The 15173-nt window shown below is 55.9% G+C and carries 16 protein-coding genes; 7 read left to right on the top strand and 9 right to left on the bottom strand.

The features are described from left to right. Positions 1–36: 36 nt before the first annotated feature. The gene (gene ptrR, locus ACERJC_RS06530) at positions 37–897 is read left to right on the top strand and encodes a putrescine utilization regulator PtrR (protein WP_371894781.1); all 861 of its coding nucleotides are present in this window, start codon (positions 37–39) and stop codon (positions 895–897) included. 94 nt (positions 898–991) lie between these two features. Next, entirely contained in the window at positions 992–2188 is a 1197-nt protein-coding gene (locus tag ACERJC_RS06525) for a sugar transporter (RefSeq protein WP_373671298.1), read from the top strand. A gap of 33 nt (positions 2189–2221) precedes the next feature. On the opposite strand, the gene ACERJC_RS06520 is transcribed toward ACERJC_RS06525, so the two are convergent. Further along, complete coding sequence (locus ACERJC_RS06520; protein WP_152404736.1) at positions 2222–2884, bottom strand: MarC family NAAT transporter; 663 nt, start codon at positions 2882–2884, stop codon at positions 2222–2224. 258 nt (positions 2885–3142) lie between these two features. On the opposite strand from ACERJC_RS06520, the gene marR reads away from it, so the two are divergent. The 3 genes from marR to marB are packed head-to-tail and all read left to right on the top strand — an operon-like array spanning position 3143 to position 4229. Continuing rightward, positions 3143–3577 carry a multiple antibiotic resistance transcriptional regulator MarR gene (gene marR, locus ACERJC_RS06515; RefSeq protein ID WP_046480788.1) on the top strand — a complete coding sequence of 145 codons (435 nt, stop codon included), beginning with the start codon at positions 3143–3145 and terminating at the stop codon, positions 3575–3577. A 19-nt stretch (positions 3578–3596) separates the two neighbouring features. Next, positions 3597–3977, top strand: coding sequence for an MDR efflux pump AcrAB transcriptional activator MarA (gene marA, locus ACERJC_RS06510; protein ID WP_152404738.1), 381 nt, complete (start codon positions 3597–3599; stop codon positions 3975–3977). A gap of 33 nt (positions 3978–4010) precedes the next feature. Beyond that, a complete protein-coding gene (gene marB, locus ACERJC_RS06505; RefSeq protein WP_152404740.1) occupies positions 4011–4229 on the top strand; it encodes a multiple antibiotic resistance protein MarB in 219 nt (72 codons plus the stop codon). Positions 4230–4262: 33 nt separating this feature from the next. Here marB and eamA read toward each other — a convergent pair whose 3' ends face one another. After that, the gene (eamA, locus tag ACERJC_RS06500; protein WP_152404742.1) at positions 4263–5162 is read right to left on the bottom strand and encodes an O-acetylserine/cysteine exporter; all 900 of its coding nucleotides are present in this window, start codon (positions 5160–5162) and stop codon (positions 4263–4265) included. Positions 5163–5358: 196 nt separating this feature from the next. Between eamA and ydeE the strand changes: the two genes are divergently transcribed. Then, the gene (gene ydeE / locus ACERJC_RS06495) at positions 5359–6546 is read left to right on the top strand and encodes an efflux MFS transporter YdeE (RefSeq protein ID WP_373671297.1); all 1188 of its coding nucleotides are present in this window, start codon (positions 5359–5361) and stop codon (positions 6544–6546) included. A gap of 34 nt (positions 6547–6580) precedes the next feature. Here ydeE and urtE read toward each other — a convergent pair whose 3' ends face one another. The 7 genes from urtE to ACERJC_RS06460 all read right to left on the bottom strand — a co-directional run bounded on the left by urtE (position 6581) and on the right by ACERJC_RS06460 (position 14075). Beyond that, positions 6581–7279 (bottom strand): urea ABC transporter ATP-binding subunit UrtE, encoded by a 699-nt coding sequence (gene urtE / locus ACERJC_RS06490; protein ID WP_152404746.1) that lies wholly within the window; start codon positions 7277–7279, stop codon positions 6581–6583. A 12-nt stretch (positions 7280–7291) separates the two neighbouring features. Beyond that, positions 7292–8089, bottom strand: coding sequence for an urea ABC transporter ATP-binding protein UrtD (gene urtD / locus ACERJC_RS06485; RefSeq protein WP_286633243.1), 798 nt, complete (start codon positions 8087–8089; stop codon positions 7292–7294). Next, positions 8089–9162: an urea ABC transporter permease subunit UrtC gene (urtC, locus tag ACERJC_RS06480; protein ID WP_373671296.1), complete on the bottom strand. Its 1074-nt coding sequence runs from the start codon at positions 9160–9162 to the stop codon at positions 8089–8091. The genes urtD and urtC overlap by 1 nt, the downstream gene beginning before the upstream one ends. Next, a complete protein-coding gene (gene urtB / locus ACERJC_RS06475; protein WP_373671295.1) occupies positions 9159–10736 on the bottom strand; it encodes an urea ABC transporter permease subunit UrtB in 1578 nt (525 codons plus the stop codon). Before urtB ends, urtC begins: the two co-directional genes overlap by 4 nt. Before the next feature lie 184 nt (positions 10737–10920). Then, positions 10921–12192: an urea ABC transporter substrate-binding protein gene (gene urtA / locus ACERJC_RS06470; RefSeq protein WP_373671294.1), complete on the bottom strand. Its 1272-nt coding sequence runs from the start codon at positions 12190–12192 to the stop codon at positions 10921–10923. 226 nt (positions 12193–12418) lie between these two features. Continuing rightward, positions 12419–13522, bottom strand: coding sequence for a cobalamin-independent methionine synthase II family protein (locus tag ACERJC_RS06465; RefSeq protein WP_373671293.1), 1104 nt, complete (start codon positions 13520–13522; stop codon positions 12419–12421). Positions 13523–13673: 151 nt separating this feature from the next. Next, a complete protein-coding gene (locus ACERJC_RS06460; RefSeq protein WP_152404759.1) occupies positions 13674–14075 on the bottom strand; it encodes a rhodanese-like domain-containing protein in 402 nt (133 codons plus the stop codon). 73 nt (positions 14076–14148) lie between these two features. Here ACERJC_RS06460 and ftrA point away from each other — a divergent pair, with 73 nt between their 5' ends. Further along, positions 14149–15141 carry a transcriptional regulator FtrA gene (gene ftrA, locus ACERJC_RS06455; RefSeq protein WP_373671292.1) on the top strand — a complete coding sequence of 331 codons (993 nt, stop codon included), beginning with the start codon at positions 14149–14151 and terminating at the stop codon, positions 15139–15141. The last annotated feature ends 32 nt before the right edge of the window (positions 15142–15173 follow it).

Raw genomic sequence — 15173 nt, 5'->3', positions numbered from 1 at the left:
TAATATTAACGAAACTATTCACTATGAGAGAATGCTATGGATCTGACCCAACTGGAGATGTTTAACGCGGTTGCCGAAACGGGCAGCATCACCCAGGCAGCGGCGAAGGTGCATCGCGTCCCTTCCAATCTCACCACCCGTATTCGTCAACTGGAGGCTGACCTCGGCGTCGATCTGTTTATTCGTGAGAACCAGCGACTGCGACTTTCTCCCGCCGGGCATAACTTTCTGCGCTACAGTCAGCAGATCCTTGCGCTGGTTGACGAGGCGCGGATGGTCGTCGCTGGCGATGAACCCCAGGGATTATTCTCACTGGGGGCGCTGGAGAGTACGGCAGCCGTGCGTATTCCGGCCACGCTTGCCCGCTACAATCAGCGCTACCCCAAAATCCAGTTCTCCCTGGCGACCGGTCCTTCTGGCACGATGCTGGACGGCGTGCTTGAGGGTCATCTCAACGCCGCCTTTGTTGACGGCCCGATTACTCACCCCGGTCTTGAAGGGATGCCGGTGTATCAGGAAGAGATGATGGTGGTCACGCCGCACGGCCATGCGCCGGTAACTCGCGCCAGCGAGGTCAACGGCAGTAATATTTACGCCTTTCGCGCCAACTGCTCTTACCGCCGCCACTTCGAAAGCTGGTTTCATGCCGATCGGGCGATGCCGGGCACAATCCACGAAATGGAGTCCTATCACGGTATGCTGGCCTGTGTGATTGCTGGAGCCGGGATCGCGCTGATCCCCCGTTCGATGCTTGAAAGTATGCCCGGACATCAGCAGGTCGAAGCCTGGCCATTGGCCGAGAACTGGCGCTGGCTGACCACATGGCTGGTCTGGCGACGCGGTACGATGATGCGACAGTTGGAAGCGTTCATTGAGCTGTTAGCTGAGCAGAAATGAAAACGAGATCTGAGTCACAAAACGGTTGTCTTTTCATCAGCAAACGTTTTAAGATCCCCTTCTCTCCTTTTTCGCAACGAACCGATTCATTTTTATGACAACTCAAACGGTCTCCCGCAAAGTCGCATGGTTACGGGTCGTTACGCTGGCTATTGCTGCGTTTATTTTCAATACCACAGAATTTGTCCCTGTGGGCCTGCTCTCCGATATCGCGCAGAGTTTTAACATGCAGACCGCGCAGGTCGGGATCATGCTGACGATCTACGCCTGGGTTGTCGCGCTGATGTCCCTGCCGTTCATGCTGCTGACCAGCCAGGTTGAGCGGCGTAAATTGCTGATTTGCCTGTTTGCACTGTTTATCGCCAGCCATGTGCTCTCTTTCCTGGCGTGGAACTTTAGCGTGCTGGTGATAAGCCGTATCGGGATTGCCTTTGCTCATGCAATCTTCTGGTCGATTACCGCCTCACTGGCGATCCGCCTTGCCCCAGCGGGCAAACGCGCTCAGGCACTAAGTTTACTGGCCACCGGAACAGCGCTGGCGATGGTGCTGGGCTTACCGCTCGGGCGCATTGTCGGCCAGTATTTTGGCTGGCGAACCACGTTCTTCGCTATCGGGATGGGAGCGTTAATCACCCTGATTTGCCTGATCAAACTGCTGCCAAAATTACCAAGCGAACACTCCGGCTCGCTGAAAAGTCTGCCGCTGCTGTTCCGTCGTCCGGCGCTGATGAGCCTCTACCTGTTGACGGTCGTGGTGGTAACGGCGCACTACACCGCGTACAGCTACATCGAACCGTTTGTGCAGACCGTTGCCGGACTAAGCGCCAATTTTGCCACCGTACTGTTACTGGTACTGGGCGGTGCGGGCATTATCGGCAGCGTTATCTTTGGTAAGCTTGGCAATCGCCACGCTTCGGCGCTCATTACCGTTGCCATTGCATTGCTGCTGGCCTGCCTGATCCTGCTGTTACCTGCCGCGGACAGTGAATCTCATCTGGCGGTCCTGAGTATCTTCTGGGGGATTGCCATCATGGTCATTGGCCTGGGAATGCAGGTAAAAGTCCTGGCGCTGGCCCCGGACGCCACGGATGTAGCGATGGCGCTGTTCTCCGGCATTTTCAATATTGGTATTGGCGCAGGCGCGCTGGTGGGAAATCAGGTGAGTCTGCACTGGTCGATGTCAACGATTGGTTATGTGGGCGCTATTCCTGCCCTCGCTGCGCTTATCTGGTCAGTGATTATCTTTCGTAAATGGCCAGTCTCACTGGAAGAGCAGCCACAGCATTCCTGACAGACGGCCCGGTCACGACGACCGGGCTTTTTTTCAGTAGGTTTTAATAATTTCCAGCACGCCGTTAATAATAAACTGCACGCCCATACAGACCAGCAGAAAGCCCATCAGGCGGGAAATGGCTTCAATACCGCCCTTACCCACCAGACGCATAATCGCCCCGGAACTGCGTAAGCATCCCCACAGGATCACCGCCACCAGCGCAAAGATGATCGGCGGCGCGACGGTAATCACCCAGCCAGGAAAATCCGTTCCGTGACGCACCGTTGAGGCGGAGCTGATGATCATCGCAATGGTTCCCGGTCCCGCCGTGCTTGGCATCGCCAGCGGCACAAAGGCAATATTGGCGGTCGGCTCGTCTTCCAGTTCTTCCGACTTACTCCGTGCCTCAGGCGAATCATGCGCTTTCTGCTGCGGAAATAGCATACGGAAACCGATAAACGCCACAATTAAGCCCCCGGCGATGCGCAGGCCTGGAATGGAGATGCCGAAGGTATTCATCACCAGCTGGCCCGCATAGTAGGCCACCATCATGATGGCGAACACGTAAACCGAAGCCATAAGCGACTGGTGATTGCGCTCCGCACTGTTCATATTCCCGGCAAGGCCGAGAAACAGCGCGATGGTTGTCAATGGATTCGCCAGAGGAAGAATCACCACCAGCCCCAGTCCTATTGCTTTAAACAAATCCATCATATTGACTGCCATTCCTGTTTAACCCTGTGTTAGCGGCAAGTATAAGTGGAAAACCATGAAGTTAGCCATTCTGGCGCTGTAAGGATTCGTTATCGGTTAGAAGCATAACCGGTAATTATCATTAATTAAATAAAGTGTGACGTGAGGTGCATCTTTTCCCTTTTAGCAATTCGTGTGATCGGTAAATCCATTCGTTTGACTTATAGTTGCCTGGGCAATATTATCTGCCGTAACTAAATACTTGCCAGGGCAACCATTGTGAAAAGCACCAGTGACTTATTCAATGAAATCATCCCACTGGGGCGCTTGATCTACATGGTCAATCAGAAAAAAGATCGTCTGTTGAACGACTATCTCTCACCGCTGGATATCACAGCAGCACAGTTTAAAGTGCTCTGCTCTATCCGCTGTGCGGGCTGCATTACCCCGGTTGAACTGAAAAAAGTGCTGTCTGTCGATCTCGGTGCCTTGACGCGCATGCTCGATCGTCTGGTCTGCAAAGGCTGGATTGACAGACTTCCTAACCCGAATGACAAGCGCGGCGTACTGGTGAAACTCACCGAGCACGGCGCGGCAATTTGTGAGCAATGTCATCAATTAGTAGGACAAGACCTGCACCAGGAATTAACAAAAAACTTAACGGCGGACGAAGTGGCAACGCTTGAGCATTTGCTTAAGAAAGTCCTGCCGTAAAACAAGAAGAGGTATGACGATGTCCAGACGCAATACTGACGCTATCACCATTCATAGCATTTTGGACTGGATCGAAGATAACCTGGAATCGCCGCTCTCACTGGAAAAAGTGTCTGAGCGTTCAGGTTACTCCAAATGGCACCTGCAACGGATGTTCAAAAAAGAGACCGGCCATTCATTAGGCCAATACATCCGCAGCCGTAAAATGACCGAAATAGCGCAAAAATTAAAAGAAAGTAACGAGCCGATTTTATATCTGGCGGAACGTTACGGTTTCGAGTCACAGCAGACGCTGACCCGGACGTTCAAAAACTATTTCGACGTTCCGCCGCATAAATTCCGTATTACCAATATGCACGGCGAATCGCGCTATTTGCTTCCGCTGAATCATTGTAACTAACCATCGCCTGTAAACGACGTAATCGAGGAAATCATGAAACTGTTGTCTTCTGCAATGCTGGCCCTGCTGCTTGTTGTCTCAGGTCAGAGCGTTGCGGAACAATCCGCGCAGCCCACCACGACGAACAGTCGTGACACGATGATTGTCCCCACCTCTCTGGAACAATCGCCGTTTGATTTTAACCACATGGGCGCGGGAAGCGATAAGTCCGACGAACTGGGCGTGCCTTATTACAACCGGCACCGCCTGTGATTCGTTTTTGCCCTGCTCATGCAGGGCTTTTTTTTACCCTCTCACCTGCGCTGTTTTGCGCCAGCGAAAGCCAAACACGTTGATGTACAGACCTGCCATAATCAGCACCGCACCAAACAATTGCAGCGCGCTCAGCGTTTCGTCGAGCAGCAGCGCTGCGCTTGCCAGTCCCACCACCGGCACCAGCAGAGAGAGCGGCGCGACACGCCAGGTTTCATAACGACCAAGCAGCGTTCCCCAGATCCCGTAGCCGACAATTGTGGCGACAAAGGCCAGATAGACCAGCGATAAGATCGTTGTCAGATCGATGGCGATAAGGCTTTGCACGATTTGCGCCGCGCCGTCGAGAAACAGCGAGGCGGCAAAGAACGGCAGTATCGGGATCAGCGCGCTCCAGACCACCAGCGACATCACCGGCGGGCGCGAGGCATGCCCCATTATTTTTTTGTTGAAAATATTGCCGCAGGCCCAGCTGAATGCCGCCGCCAGCGTCAGCATAAAACCGAGCAGCGCCACATGCTGCCCATTGAGACTGCCTTCAATCAGCACCAACACGCCAAAAACGGCGAGCGCAATCCCGGCAATTTGTTTACCCTGCAAACGTTCGCCAAAGGCAAATGCCCCGAGGACGATGGTGAAGAAGGCCTGCGCCTGCAACACCAGCGACGCCAGCCCTGCCGGCATGCCGAATTTAATCGCGCAAAACAGAAAGGCAAACTGACCGAAGCTTATCGTCAGGCCGTAACCGAGCAGCAGCGAAAGCGGAATACGCGGACGCGCAACAAAGAATATCGCCGGAAATGCCACCAGTAAAAAGCGTAACCCCGCCAGCATCAGCGGCGGCATCGCGTGCAGTCCGACCTTAATGACGACAAAATTCAGCCCCCAAACCACCACCACCAGTAATGCCAACAGCCCGTCTTTGCGCGTCATACCACGGCTCCGCGAAGTTTAAATTTTTGTAAACAAGTTAAAGTAGCGGAAATCCCTTCCCCGTAACAGATCATAAATTCTGGTAGGGATAACAGTGCACAATAGAACAATTTATCCGCTATACATCACAATTTTGCCGTGCTATTCCTTTACATATCTAAAAAAAACATAACGAATCGCACTGTCGGGCAGATAAATGAACAAGACTCTGAGACGATCCACCCTCGCTTTACTCGCCTCCTCACTGCTGCTGACGATCGGTCGCGGCGCAACGCTGCCCTTCATGACCATTTATCTGAATCGCCAGTACGACCTGGGCGTGGATCTGATCGGCTATGCCATGACCATCGCGCTGACCATCGGCGTGGTCTTTAGCCTCGGCTTTGGCATTCTGGCAGACAAATTTGACAAGAAGCGCTACATGCTGCTGGCAATTTCCGCCTTTGCCTTTGGCTTTATCGCCATTCCACTGGTGCATAGCGTGGTGCTGGTGGTACTGCTCTTTGCCCTGATTAACTGCGCTTACTCGGTGTTCGCCACCGTGCTGAAAGCGTGGTTTGCCGACCATCTCTCACCCGGCGCGAAGGCGAAAATCTTCTCACTGAACTATACGGTACTGAATATCGGCTGGACGGTGGGCCCACCGCTCGGCACGCTGCTGGTGATGCAGAGCATCAACTTGCCCTTCTGGCTCGCGGCAATCTGCTCCGCCTTTCCGCTGGTGTTTATCCAGCTGCTGGTCAAGCGCTCTGTCGCCGCCGTCGATGGCGAAAACAGCGTCGCCTGGTCGCCTTCCGTGCTGCTGCATGATAAAGCGCTGTTCTGGTTTACGCTGTCAGCGTTTCTGGCCTCGTTTGTGAGCGGCGCGTTTGCATCCTGCCTCTCCCAGTACGTTATGGTCGTTGCCGACGGCAACTTCGCGGAGAAAGTGGTGGCAGTGGTGTTACCCGTTAACGCCGCGGTGGTCGTCAGCTTGCAGTACGCACTGGGACGCAGACTGACACCGGGAAACATTCGCCCTCTGATGGCCTTTGGCACGGTCTGTTTTGTCATTGGCCTCGGCGGGTTCATGATCTCCGGCAACAGCCTGCTGTTATGGGGTATATCCGCCGCGATCTTTACCCTTGGCGAAGTGATCTACGCGCCAGGTGAATACATGCTGATCGACAACATCGCCCCTTCGGGCATGAAGGCCAGCTATTTCTCCGCGCAGTCGCTGGGCTGGTTGGGGGCGGCGGTTAACCCGCTGGCCAGCGGCGTTATTCTGACCTCTTTCCCCGCGTGGACGCTGTTCGTCGTCCTGATGATAGCGATTATTGCCGCGTGGGCGCTGATGCTTAAAGGCATGCGCGCCAGGCCCTGGGGCCAGGCGGCGCTGTGCTGATCCGATGTCGTGCAGGCGCAGGCCTGCGCGATTGTCAGATAGCCACTAATCCGCGTACCCCTTCTGATGCCATATTTTCGCCACGCCCGCGTTGAATAATGCTGCCGCGTGACATCAGCAAATAGTTGTCCGCCAGTTCTGCCGCGAAGTCGTAGAACTGCTCAACCAGCAAAATCGCCATGTCGCCGCGACGGGCAAGTTGGGCGATCACCTGACCTATCTCCTTGATAACAGAAGGCTGAATGCCCTCCGTCGGCTCATCGAGAATCAACAATTGCGGACGACTCGCCAGCGCACGACCAATCGCCAGCTGCTGCTGTTGACCGCCCGAGAGATCGCCGCCGCGTCGCTGTTTCATCTCTTTCAGTACCGGGAACAGCGTGTAGATCTCTTCCGGTACCGTTTTGGCTTCACGCGACGAAAAACGCGATAACCCCAACAGCAGGTTTTCTTCGACCGTGAGTCGCGGGAATATTTCGCGGCCCTGTGGTACATACGCGATACCCGCCTGTACCCGCTGGTGCGGCTTACGATGGGTGATATTCTTCTCCTGCCAGGTCACCGTTCCGCTACGTGCCGGGATCAACCCCATCAGACACTTCAGCAAGGTGGTTTTACCCACGCCGTTGCGCCCCAGCAGGCAGGTCACTTCACCAGGCCTGGCGTCAAAGGTGACGCCGCGCAGAATATGGCTGCCACCGTAGTATTGATTCAGTTCATTCACCTGTAGCATCTTCTGCACTCCTTAGCGCCCAAGATAGACATCAATCACCTGCTCATTGGCCTGAACGTCGCGCAGGCTGCCCTGCGCCAGCACCCGTCCCTGATGGAGCACCGTGACGTGGTCGGCAATGGTTTCCACAAACCCCATATCATGTTCCACCACCATCAGCGAATGCTTACCCGCCAGCGTGCGAAACAGCTCTGCGGTGTATTCTGTCTCTGCATCCGTCATTCCGGCGGCGGGTTCGTCGAGCAGCAGCAGATGCGGCTCCTGCACCAGCAGCATGCCGATCTCGAGAAACTGCTTCTGACCATGAGACAACATTCCGGCGCGACGCCCTCTTTCTGTCCGCAGGCGCAGCAGACCCAGCATCTCATCGATGCGATCGCGCTGTTCGCTGTTTAGCCTGGCGCGCAGTGACGCCCACACCGATTTGTCGTTTTTCATCGCCAGTTCGAGGTTTTCCTCCACCGTCAGCGCTTCGAACACCGTCGGCTTTTGAAACTTACGGCCAATTCCCTGGCGGGCAATGGCGATCGGATCCAGCGTGGTCAGATCGGTTGACTGGTCATACAACGCCTTGCCGCTTTGCGGACGCGTCTTCCCGGTAATCACATCCATCAGCGTGGTTTTCCCGGCACCGTTAGGGCCAATGATGCAGCGCAGTTCGCCGACGCCAATATTCAGCGTGAGATCGGTTAACGCTTTAAAGCCATCAAAGCTGACGTTGATGTTTTCCAGTTGCAGCACCGGGTCCGTCTGCTGGCGATAGCGATCGCCGGGAACCTGGCGGGTAAAAAGGCCTTCATCTGGCTGCATTATTTTTCTCCTTTGCGGAACAGGCCTATCACGCCGCGCGGTAAAAAAAGCGTGACGCCGATAAAGATAAGCCCCAGAAACAGTTGCCAGTATTCCGGCATGATAACGGTGAAGAGGCTTTTAGCGCCGTTCACCGTCACCGCGCCGATGACCGGGCCAATCAGCGAACCGCGCCCGCCGAGCGCCACCCAGATGGCGGCTTCGATAGAGTTGGTGGGTGACATTTCGCTGGGGTTAATAATTCCGACCTGTGGCACATACAGCGCCCCCGCCAGCCCGCACAGCACGGCGGAGAGCGTCCAGACCAGCAGCTTGAAGCCTTTCGGATCATAGCCGCAAAACATCAGCCGGTTTTCCGCGTCGCGCACGGCGGTGAGGATCCGGCCAAATTTACTGCGCGCCAGCGCAAATCCCAGCCACAGTGCCAGCATCAGCAGTAATAGCGTCGCCAGAAACAGTCCAATGCGGGTAGTCGTCGCGGTGATCGGCATTCCGAGGAGAGTGGTAAATCCGGTAAAGCCATTGTTGCCGCCAAAACCGGTTTCATTACGAAAGAACAGCAGCATACCGGCGAAGGTCAGCGCCTGCGTCATGATCGAAAAGTAGACGCCCTTAATTTTCGAGCGGAAGGCAAAATAGCCAAAGATGAGCGCCAGTCCCCCCGGAACCAGCATCACCAGCGCCATTGCCCACGCAAAATGCTGGGTTCCCCACCAGAACCACGGCAATTCACTCCACGAAAGAAAGGACATAAACGCCGGCAACCCTTCTCCGGAGGCCTGGCGCATCAGGTACATCCCCATCGCATAGCCGCCAAGCGCGAAGAAAAGCCCGTGTCCCAGCGACAGCATTCCGGCATAGCCCCAGACGAGATCCAGCGCCACAGCAACGACCGCATAGCAGAGAATTTTCCCGGCAAGCTGAAGCGTCCACACAGAAATGGCCAGCGGATGATCGGCGGGCAGCAAGGTGAGAAACGGCAGGATAATCAGCGTCAGCAGGATAATCGCCCCCAGCGCCCGGCTGACGCGCGGCGCTTTACGCGCCAGTGTTAAGGTCATTGGCATCGTCATGATTCGGTAACCCTCCCTTTCAGGGCAAACAGTCCCTGGGGTCGTTTCTGAATAAACAAAATGATCAACACCAGAATCACTATCTTCCCGAGAACCGCCCCCATCTGCGGCTCAAGAATTTTGTTGAACACGCCCAGACCAAACGCCGCCGCCACGCTGCCGGCAAGTTGACCCACGCCGCCCAGTACCACCACCAGGAAGGAGTCGATGATATAGCCCTGACCCAGTTCCGGGCCGACGTTACCCAGTTGCGACAAGGCGACGCCGCCGAGGCCCGCAATCCCCGAACCGAGTCCGAAGGCCAGCATGTCCACACGTCCGGTCGGCACGCCACAGCAAGCCGCCATACTGCGGTTCTGGGTGACCGCGCGTACCCGCATGCCCAGTCGCGTTTTGTTCAGCAGCAGCCAGGTGAAGAACAGCACCAGCAGCGTGAAACCCAGTACCACAATGCGGTTCCACGGGAGTACCAGACTGGCGTAGACCTGCACGCCGCCGGAAAGCCACGCCGGATTCGCCACCTCCAGGTTTTGTGCGCCGAAGGTCATCCGCACGAGCTGAATCAGCATGAGGCTTATCCCCCACGTCGCCAGCAGCGTTTCCAGCGGACGCCCGTAGAGATGACGGATCACCCCGCGTTCCAGAATCATTCCCGCGCCTGCGGTAAACAGAAAGGCGACTGGCAAGGCAACCAGTGGATAAAAGGCCAACCACTGGGGCATGAACTGCGCCATCGCCTGTTGCACCATCCACGTACAGTACGCCCCGAGCATCAACATTTCGCCGTGCGCCATGTTGATAACCCCCAGCAGACCATAGGTGATCGCCAGCCCCAGCGCCGCCAGCAGCAGTACCGATCCCAGCGAGAGCCCCATAAACGCCTGTCCAAGCAGATCGCCAATCGCCATCCGCTGCTGAATGCGCGCCAGGCTATCACTGGCCGCCGCACGCACGCTGGCATCCGGTTCATGCGTCTTGTCAGTAAAAGGCTGCAGGCGCGCCTGCATCTCCGGATCGCTGGATTCCCCCAACAGCGCGATCGCCTCGCGACGAATCTCAGCGGATGGACTGGTCAGTTGCAGATTAGCCAACACGCGGGTCAGACGTGTTTTCACTTCCGCATCTGTTTCCTGTGCCAGGCGCTGTTGGATAAAAGGCAGCATGGCTGGCTGTGCGTCGCGCTGAAGCGTACGGGTTGCTGCCAGCCTTTGTGTGACACTGTCACTAATAAGCTGATGTGTCGCCAGCGCGCCAGCGACAAGAATACGTAGTCGGTTGGTCAGGCGCAGCGGTTTTAGCACGCCCGTTGGACTGCTGGCACTCCCCAGGGCGACGACCTGCGATCCCTCTCGGGTAAAAGCCTGTTTTGTGCCATCAGTGAGCACCGCCTCCCGGCTCAGTGCCGTCAGCAGCGGCAAACGTTGTGTTTCAGGTGCAACCGCCCACTGTTCGAGCAGTTGCGCCTGCTCGCTGCGACTGGCGGCAACGAACACATCGGCATCGCTCGCCTGAACGAACCATGGCAGAAGCCCGAACGCCAGCAGCAAGCCGCGAATAAAGCCCATGGCTTTCATGTCGTGATCTCCAGAAGTCACCCTCCGCTGGAGGGATAAGAACGTTGACAAACCTTGCGACGCGTTCGCCGGATGACGGCTTGCGCCTTATCCGGCCTACATCTGCTTACCCCTGCTCAATGTAGGCCCGATAAGCTTGCGCCATCGGGCATTACGCCGTCAGCGCCCGCAGGAAGGCTTAACGTTAGTTGCTGGCTGTTTTCACCGGTTGTTCTGATTTTTTGTCATTACCGGCAATGAACGGGCTCCACGGTTGGGCTCGAACCGGCTCTTCGGTCTGCCACACGACGTTGAACTGACCGTTGCCTTCAATCTCGCCAATCATCACCGGCTTATGCAGATGATGGTTGGTGGCATCCATCGTCAGGGTAAAGCCAGACGGGGCCTTGAAGGACTGTCCGGCCATCGCCGCACGGACTTTATCCACATCCGTCGTCCCGGCTTTTTCAACGGCCTGCGCCCACATATGCAGGCCAACGTATGTCGCCTCCATCGGGTCGTTAGTCACAACGGTGTCGGCATTTGGCAGCTTATGGGCTTTGGCGTATGCGCGATAATCGGCGACAAATTTCTGATTAGTGGCGTTATCAACCGATTCGAAGTAGTTCCAGGCGGCAAGGTTACCCACCAACGGTTTGGTATCAATCCCACGCAGTTCCTCTTCTCCCACGGAAAACGCGACCACCGGAACGTCGGTGGCTTTCAGCCCCTGGTTTGCCAGCTCTTTATAAAACGGGACGTTAGAATCGCCATTGATGGTCGACACCACGGTCGTTTTACCCCCGGCGGAGAACTTTTTGATGTTGGCGACAATGGTCTGATAATCACTGTGACCAAACGGCGTGTAGACTTCTTCAATATCTTTATCGGCAATCCCTTTTGAATGCAGGAACGCACGCAGAATTTTGTTGGTCGTACGCGGATAAACGTAATCGGTGCCCAGCAGGAAGAAGCGTTTGGCGCTTCCACCGTCCTCACTCAGCAGGTACTCAACCGCCGGGATCGCCTGCTGGTTGGGTGCCGCGCCGGTGTAGAAGACGTTCGGCGACATCTCTTCCCCCTCGTACTGGACGGGGTAGAACAACAGGCCGTTCAGCTCTTCAAAAACCGGCAACACCGACTTACGCGACACGGAGGTCCAGCAGCCAAACACCACCGCCACCTTATCCTGGCTCAGCAACTGTCGTGCTTTCTCGGCAAACAGCGGCCAGTTTGAAGCCGGGTCGACCACCACCGGTTCCAGCTTCTTGCCTAATACGCCCCCTTTGGCGTTGATCTCATCAATCGTCATCAGAGCCACATCTTTCAGCGGCGTTTCGGAGATAGCCATCGTGCCGGAAAGTGAGTGCATAATGCCCACTTTGATGGTATCGGCGGCCTGAACGCTAAAACTGAAGCCCATGGCGACAACCGAGGCCGAGAGGGCAAACGCTTTGAGTAAGGTACGACGCTGCATAATTTCACTCCTGGAAATAAAAATGCTGTGAGTTCTGGTGCGACCCGACAAACAACACGGCGCAAAAATTTGTTCAGGAGGAATAAGGCAAAAAGGATGCCAGAACGGGGATGAAGAGGAAAAAGTGTTAAAACGCACGACCAGACGGGCTTAGCGTGGAGGATGCTCCATCATGAACCCGCGTTGCATTATTAGTGTGCAACGCGGTGTGCATTATTGAGGCAACTTACCAGACCTGTTGGGCTATTTCGGTGATAAGTTTAATTTTGTTCCACTGCTGGGCTTCCGTGAGGGTGTTCCCTTCTTCCGTCGAAGCAAAACCGCACTGCGGGCTGAGGCAAATTTGCGCTTTGTCGACATAGTGTGCCGCTTCCTGCAGGCGCGCTTTTACTCCCTCCGGGTTCTCCAGTTCACCATTTTTGGTGGTCACCAGTCCCAACACCACCTGCTGGTGGCCAGGGCGGATAAAGCGCAGCGGCGCAAAGTCGCCGGAGCGATCGTTGTCGTATTCCAGGAAAAAGGCATCGACATTGACGCTGCCGAACAGGATCTCCGCAACCGGTTCATAGCCGCCTTCGGAGATCCAGGTTGAGCGGAAGTTGCCGCGGCAGACGTGCAGGCCCACCGTCAGATCGGCCGGTTTATCCGCCAGCGCCCGGTTGATAACATCGGCATAAATCCGCGCCAGTTCGTCAGGGCAGTCTCCACGCTCGCGAATTTGCTGACGCTGGGCATCAGAGCAGAGATACGCCCATACCGTGTCATCCAGTTGCAGATAGCGACAGCCTGCGGCGTAGAAAGCGTGGATAGCATCGCGCCAGGTCGTCGCCAGATCGTCAAAATAGGCCTCAAGATCCGGATACACTGAGGCATCGATATCCTTACGCCCACCGCGAAAGTGCAGCACGCTGGGGCTGGGAATGGTCATCTTCGGTTGCGCGTTACCGCTGATGCTCTTCAGATAGCGGAAATCCTCCAGCATCGGATGATCGCCGAAAGCCAGTTTGCCGGTAACCCGCACGCCGTGCGCTTTGGTCTGCACACCATTAAACTGAATGCCCTGCTGTGAGTCATAACGCTCCACCCCTTGCAGACCGTCGAAGAAATCAAAATGCCACCAGGCGCGGCGGAACTCACCGTCCGTGACAACGTGCAAACCGCAAGCGCACTGCTGTTCGACCACCCGGCGAATCGCGTCGTCTTCGACGGCGCGTAACTGCAGTGCGGTTAACTCGCCGCGCGAAAACTGTTGGCGGGCAACTTTGATGTCGTCGGGGCGTAAAAAGCTGCCAACGACTTCTGCGCGAAATGGGGCCTGTTGTCTTTGCATGTGATCTCCTTCGTCGTCAGGCAAAGGTTGCCTGACGTGATAGTTTCTTATTTAAACATTTAGACTTCTGGATGTCCATGCGTCCAAATTGACATGTAAGGGTCGTGCAAGCAAACGAGATAAATTCATGAATGATGAAAAAAATTCATCTTCATTCTGCGGGACAGGCAAACGCGTAGCCTTCGTCTGCCCATCCGGTGATACCGCCAATCATCACCTTCACCGGTATGCCCAGCCTTGCAAGCTTCAGCGCCGCGCGGTCGGCACCGTTACAGTGAGGTCCGGCGCAGTAAACCACAAACAGGGTATCCGCAGGCCATTGCGCCATCCGTTCGGCGGTCATCATGGCATGCGGCAGATGAATAGCGCCCGGAATATGGCGACGTGCAAACGTCTCCGGCCTTCCCACTACGTGGAGTAAGACGAAATCCGGCTCCCCGCTATGGATACTTTCATAAACATCGGCGCAATCTGTTTCCAGACTCAAACGCGACAGGAAATGGTTGACCGCAAGGGCGGATGCGGCGGCTGGAAACTCAGTGACATGACTCATTCTGCTTTCTCCTCAGGGACGATTGTGTTTACAATAATTTAACCATCCCTGACCTCACATACCGCCTTCAACTATGCCAAAAAACGCCAGGATTATGCCAAAAACGCCGCGCCCGCTGGTGGTCGTGCTCGCCTATGACGGACTGTGCACCTTCGAGTTTGGCGTGGCGGTCGAAATCTTTGGTCTGCCGCGCCCGGAACTGGGTGCTGACTGGTATCGTTTTGCCGTTGCGTCTGTCGATCCCGGTCCACTCTGCGCGACCGGCGGCGTGCGGATGATGGTGGATGGAGGGCTGGAACTGCTGGCAGAGGCGGATACCATTGTTGTTCCCGGCTGGCGGGACAGCGACGCGCCGGTGCCGGAAGCCTTGTGTGCCGCACTGCGCACCGCACAGGCGCGAGGTTGCCGCCTGTTGTCGATCTGTTCCGGCGTGTTTGTACTGGCGGCGACCGGGTTGCTGGATGGGCGCAAAGCCACCACCCACTGGCGCTACACTGAGAAACTCCAGCAGCGTTTCCCGGCGGTCGAGGTGCTTGATGACGTTCTCTACCATGATGCGGGACGGTTGCTGACCTCGGCGGGCAGCGCGGCGGGTATCGACCTTTGTCTCTACCTGGTCAGAGAGGACTACGGCCTCGAGGTTGCCAACAGCGTTGCCCGACGACTGGTGGTGCAACCCCATCGCGACGGCGCGCAATCACAGCAACTGCTACGCCCCGTTGCCCGGCAGCGTGAAAGCCAGACGCTTGGCCCGTTGTTTGATTATCTGCATCAGAATCTGACGATGAATCATGACGCCGCCTCGCTGGCCAAACGCGCCGGAATGAGTTCGCGCACATTTTTGCGGCGTTTCACCGACTGTACGGGCACCACGCCTGCACGTTGGATCCTCAACGAACGTTTATTACGGGCGCGCGATTACCTGGAAAATTCACCGCTCAGCGTGGAAATGATCGCGGAACAAACCGGTTTTGGCAGTGCGGCGCTATTTCGCCACCATTTTCGCCACGCTTATTGTCTGTCCCCGTCACAATACCGAAAGAAATTTACTTTTAACGTTAAATAATCACCTAATTCAGCTTTTGTTTAGGTTAACGC

The sequence above is a fragment of the Citrobacter telavivensis genome (assembly GCF_041807075.1).
GTDB classification, from domain to species: Bacteria; Pseudomonadota; Gammaproteobacteria; order Enterobacterales; family Enterobacteriaceae; genus Citrobacter_A; species Citrobacter_A telavivensis.
Note: the sequence above shows the minus strand (reverse complement) of the source record. Positions and strands in the feature narration are given on the sequence as shown.

Coding starts and splice junctions, on each gene's coding strand:
- ptrR (WP_371894781.1), top strand. CDS start 37: ATGGATCTGACCCAACTGGAGATGTTTAACGCGGTTGCCGAAACGGGC.
- ACERJC_RS06525 (WP_373671298.1), top strand. CDS start 992: ATGACAACTCAAACGGTCTCCCGCAAAGTCGCATGGTTACGGGTCGTT.
- ACERJC_RS06520 (WP_152404736.1), bottom strand. CDS start 2,884: ATGATGGATTTGTTTAAAGCAATAGGACTGGGGCTGGTGGTGATTCTT.
- marA (WP_152404738.1), top strand. CDS start 3,597: ATGTCCAGACGCAATACTGACGCTATCACCATTCATAGCATTTTGGAC.
- marB (WP_152404740.1), top strand. CDS start 4,011: ATGAAACTGTTGTCTTCTGCAATGCTGGCCCTGCTGCTTGTTGTCTCA.
- eamA (WP_152404742.1), bottom strand. CDS start 5,162: ATGACGCGCAAAGACGGGCTGTTGGCATTACTGGTGGTGGTGGTTTGG.
- ydeE (WP_373671297.1), top strand. CDS start 5,359: ATGAACAAGACTCTGAGACGATCCACCCTCGCTTTACTCGCCTCCTCA.
- urtE (WP_152404746.1), bottom strand. CDS start 7,279: ATGCTACAGGTGAATGAACTGAATCAATACTACGGTGGCAGCCATATT.
- urtD (WP_286633243.1), bottom strand. CDS start 8,089: ATGCAGCCAGATGAAGGCCTTTTTACCCGCCAGGTTCCCGGCGATCGC.
- urtC (WP_373671296.1), bottom strand. CDS start 9,162: ATGACGATGCCAATGACCTTAACACTGGCGCGTAAAGCGCCGCGCGTC.
- urtB (WP_373671295.1), bottom strand. CDS start 10,736: ATGAAAGCCATGGGCTTTATTCGCGGCTTGCTGCTGGCGTTCGGGCTT.
- urtA (WP_373671294.1), bottom strand. CDS start 12,192: ATGCAGCGTCGTACCTTACTCAAAGCGTTTGCCCTCTCGGCCTCGGTT.
- ACERJC_RS06465 (WP_373671293.1), bottom strand. CDS start 13,522: ATGCAAAGACAACAGGCCCCATTTCGCGCAGAAGTCGTTGGCAGCTTT.
- ACERJC_RS06460 (WP_152404759.1), bottom strand. CDS start 14,075: ATGAGTCATGTCACTGAGTTTCCAGCCGCCGCATCCGCCCTTGCGGTC.
- ftrA (WP_373671292.1), top strand. CDS start 14,149: ATGCCAAAAAACGCCAGGATTATGCCAAAAACGCCGCGCCCGCTGGTG.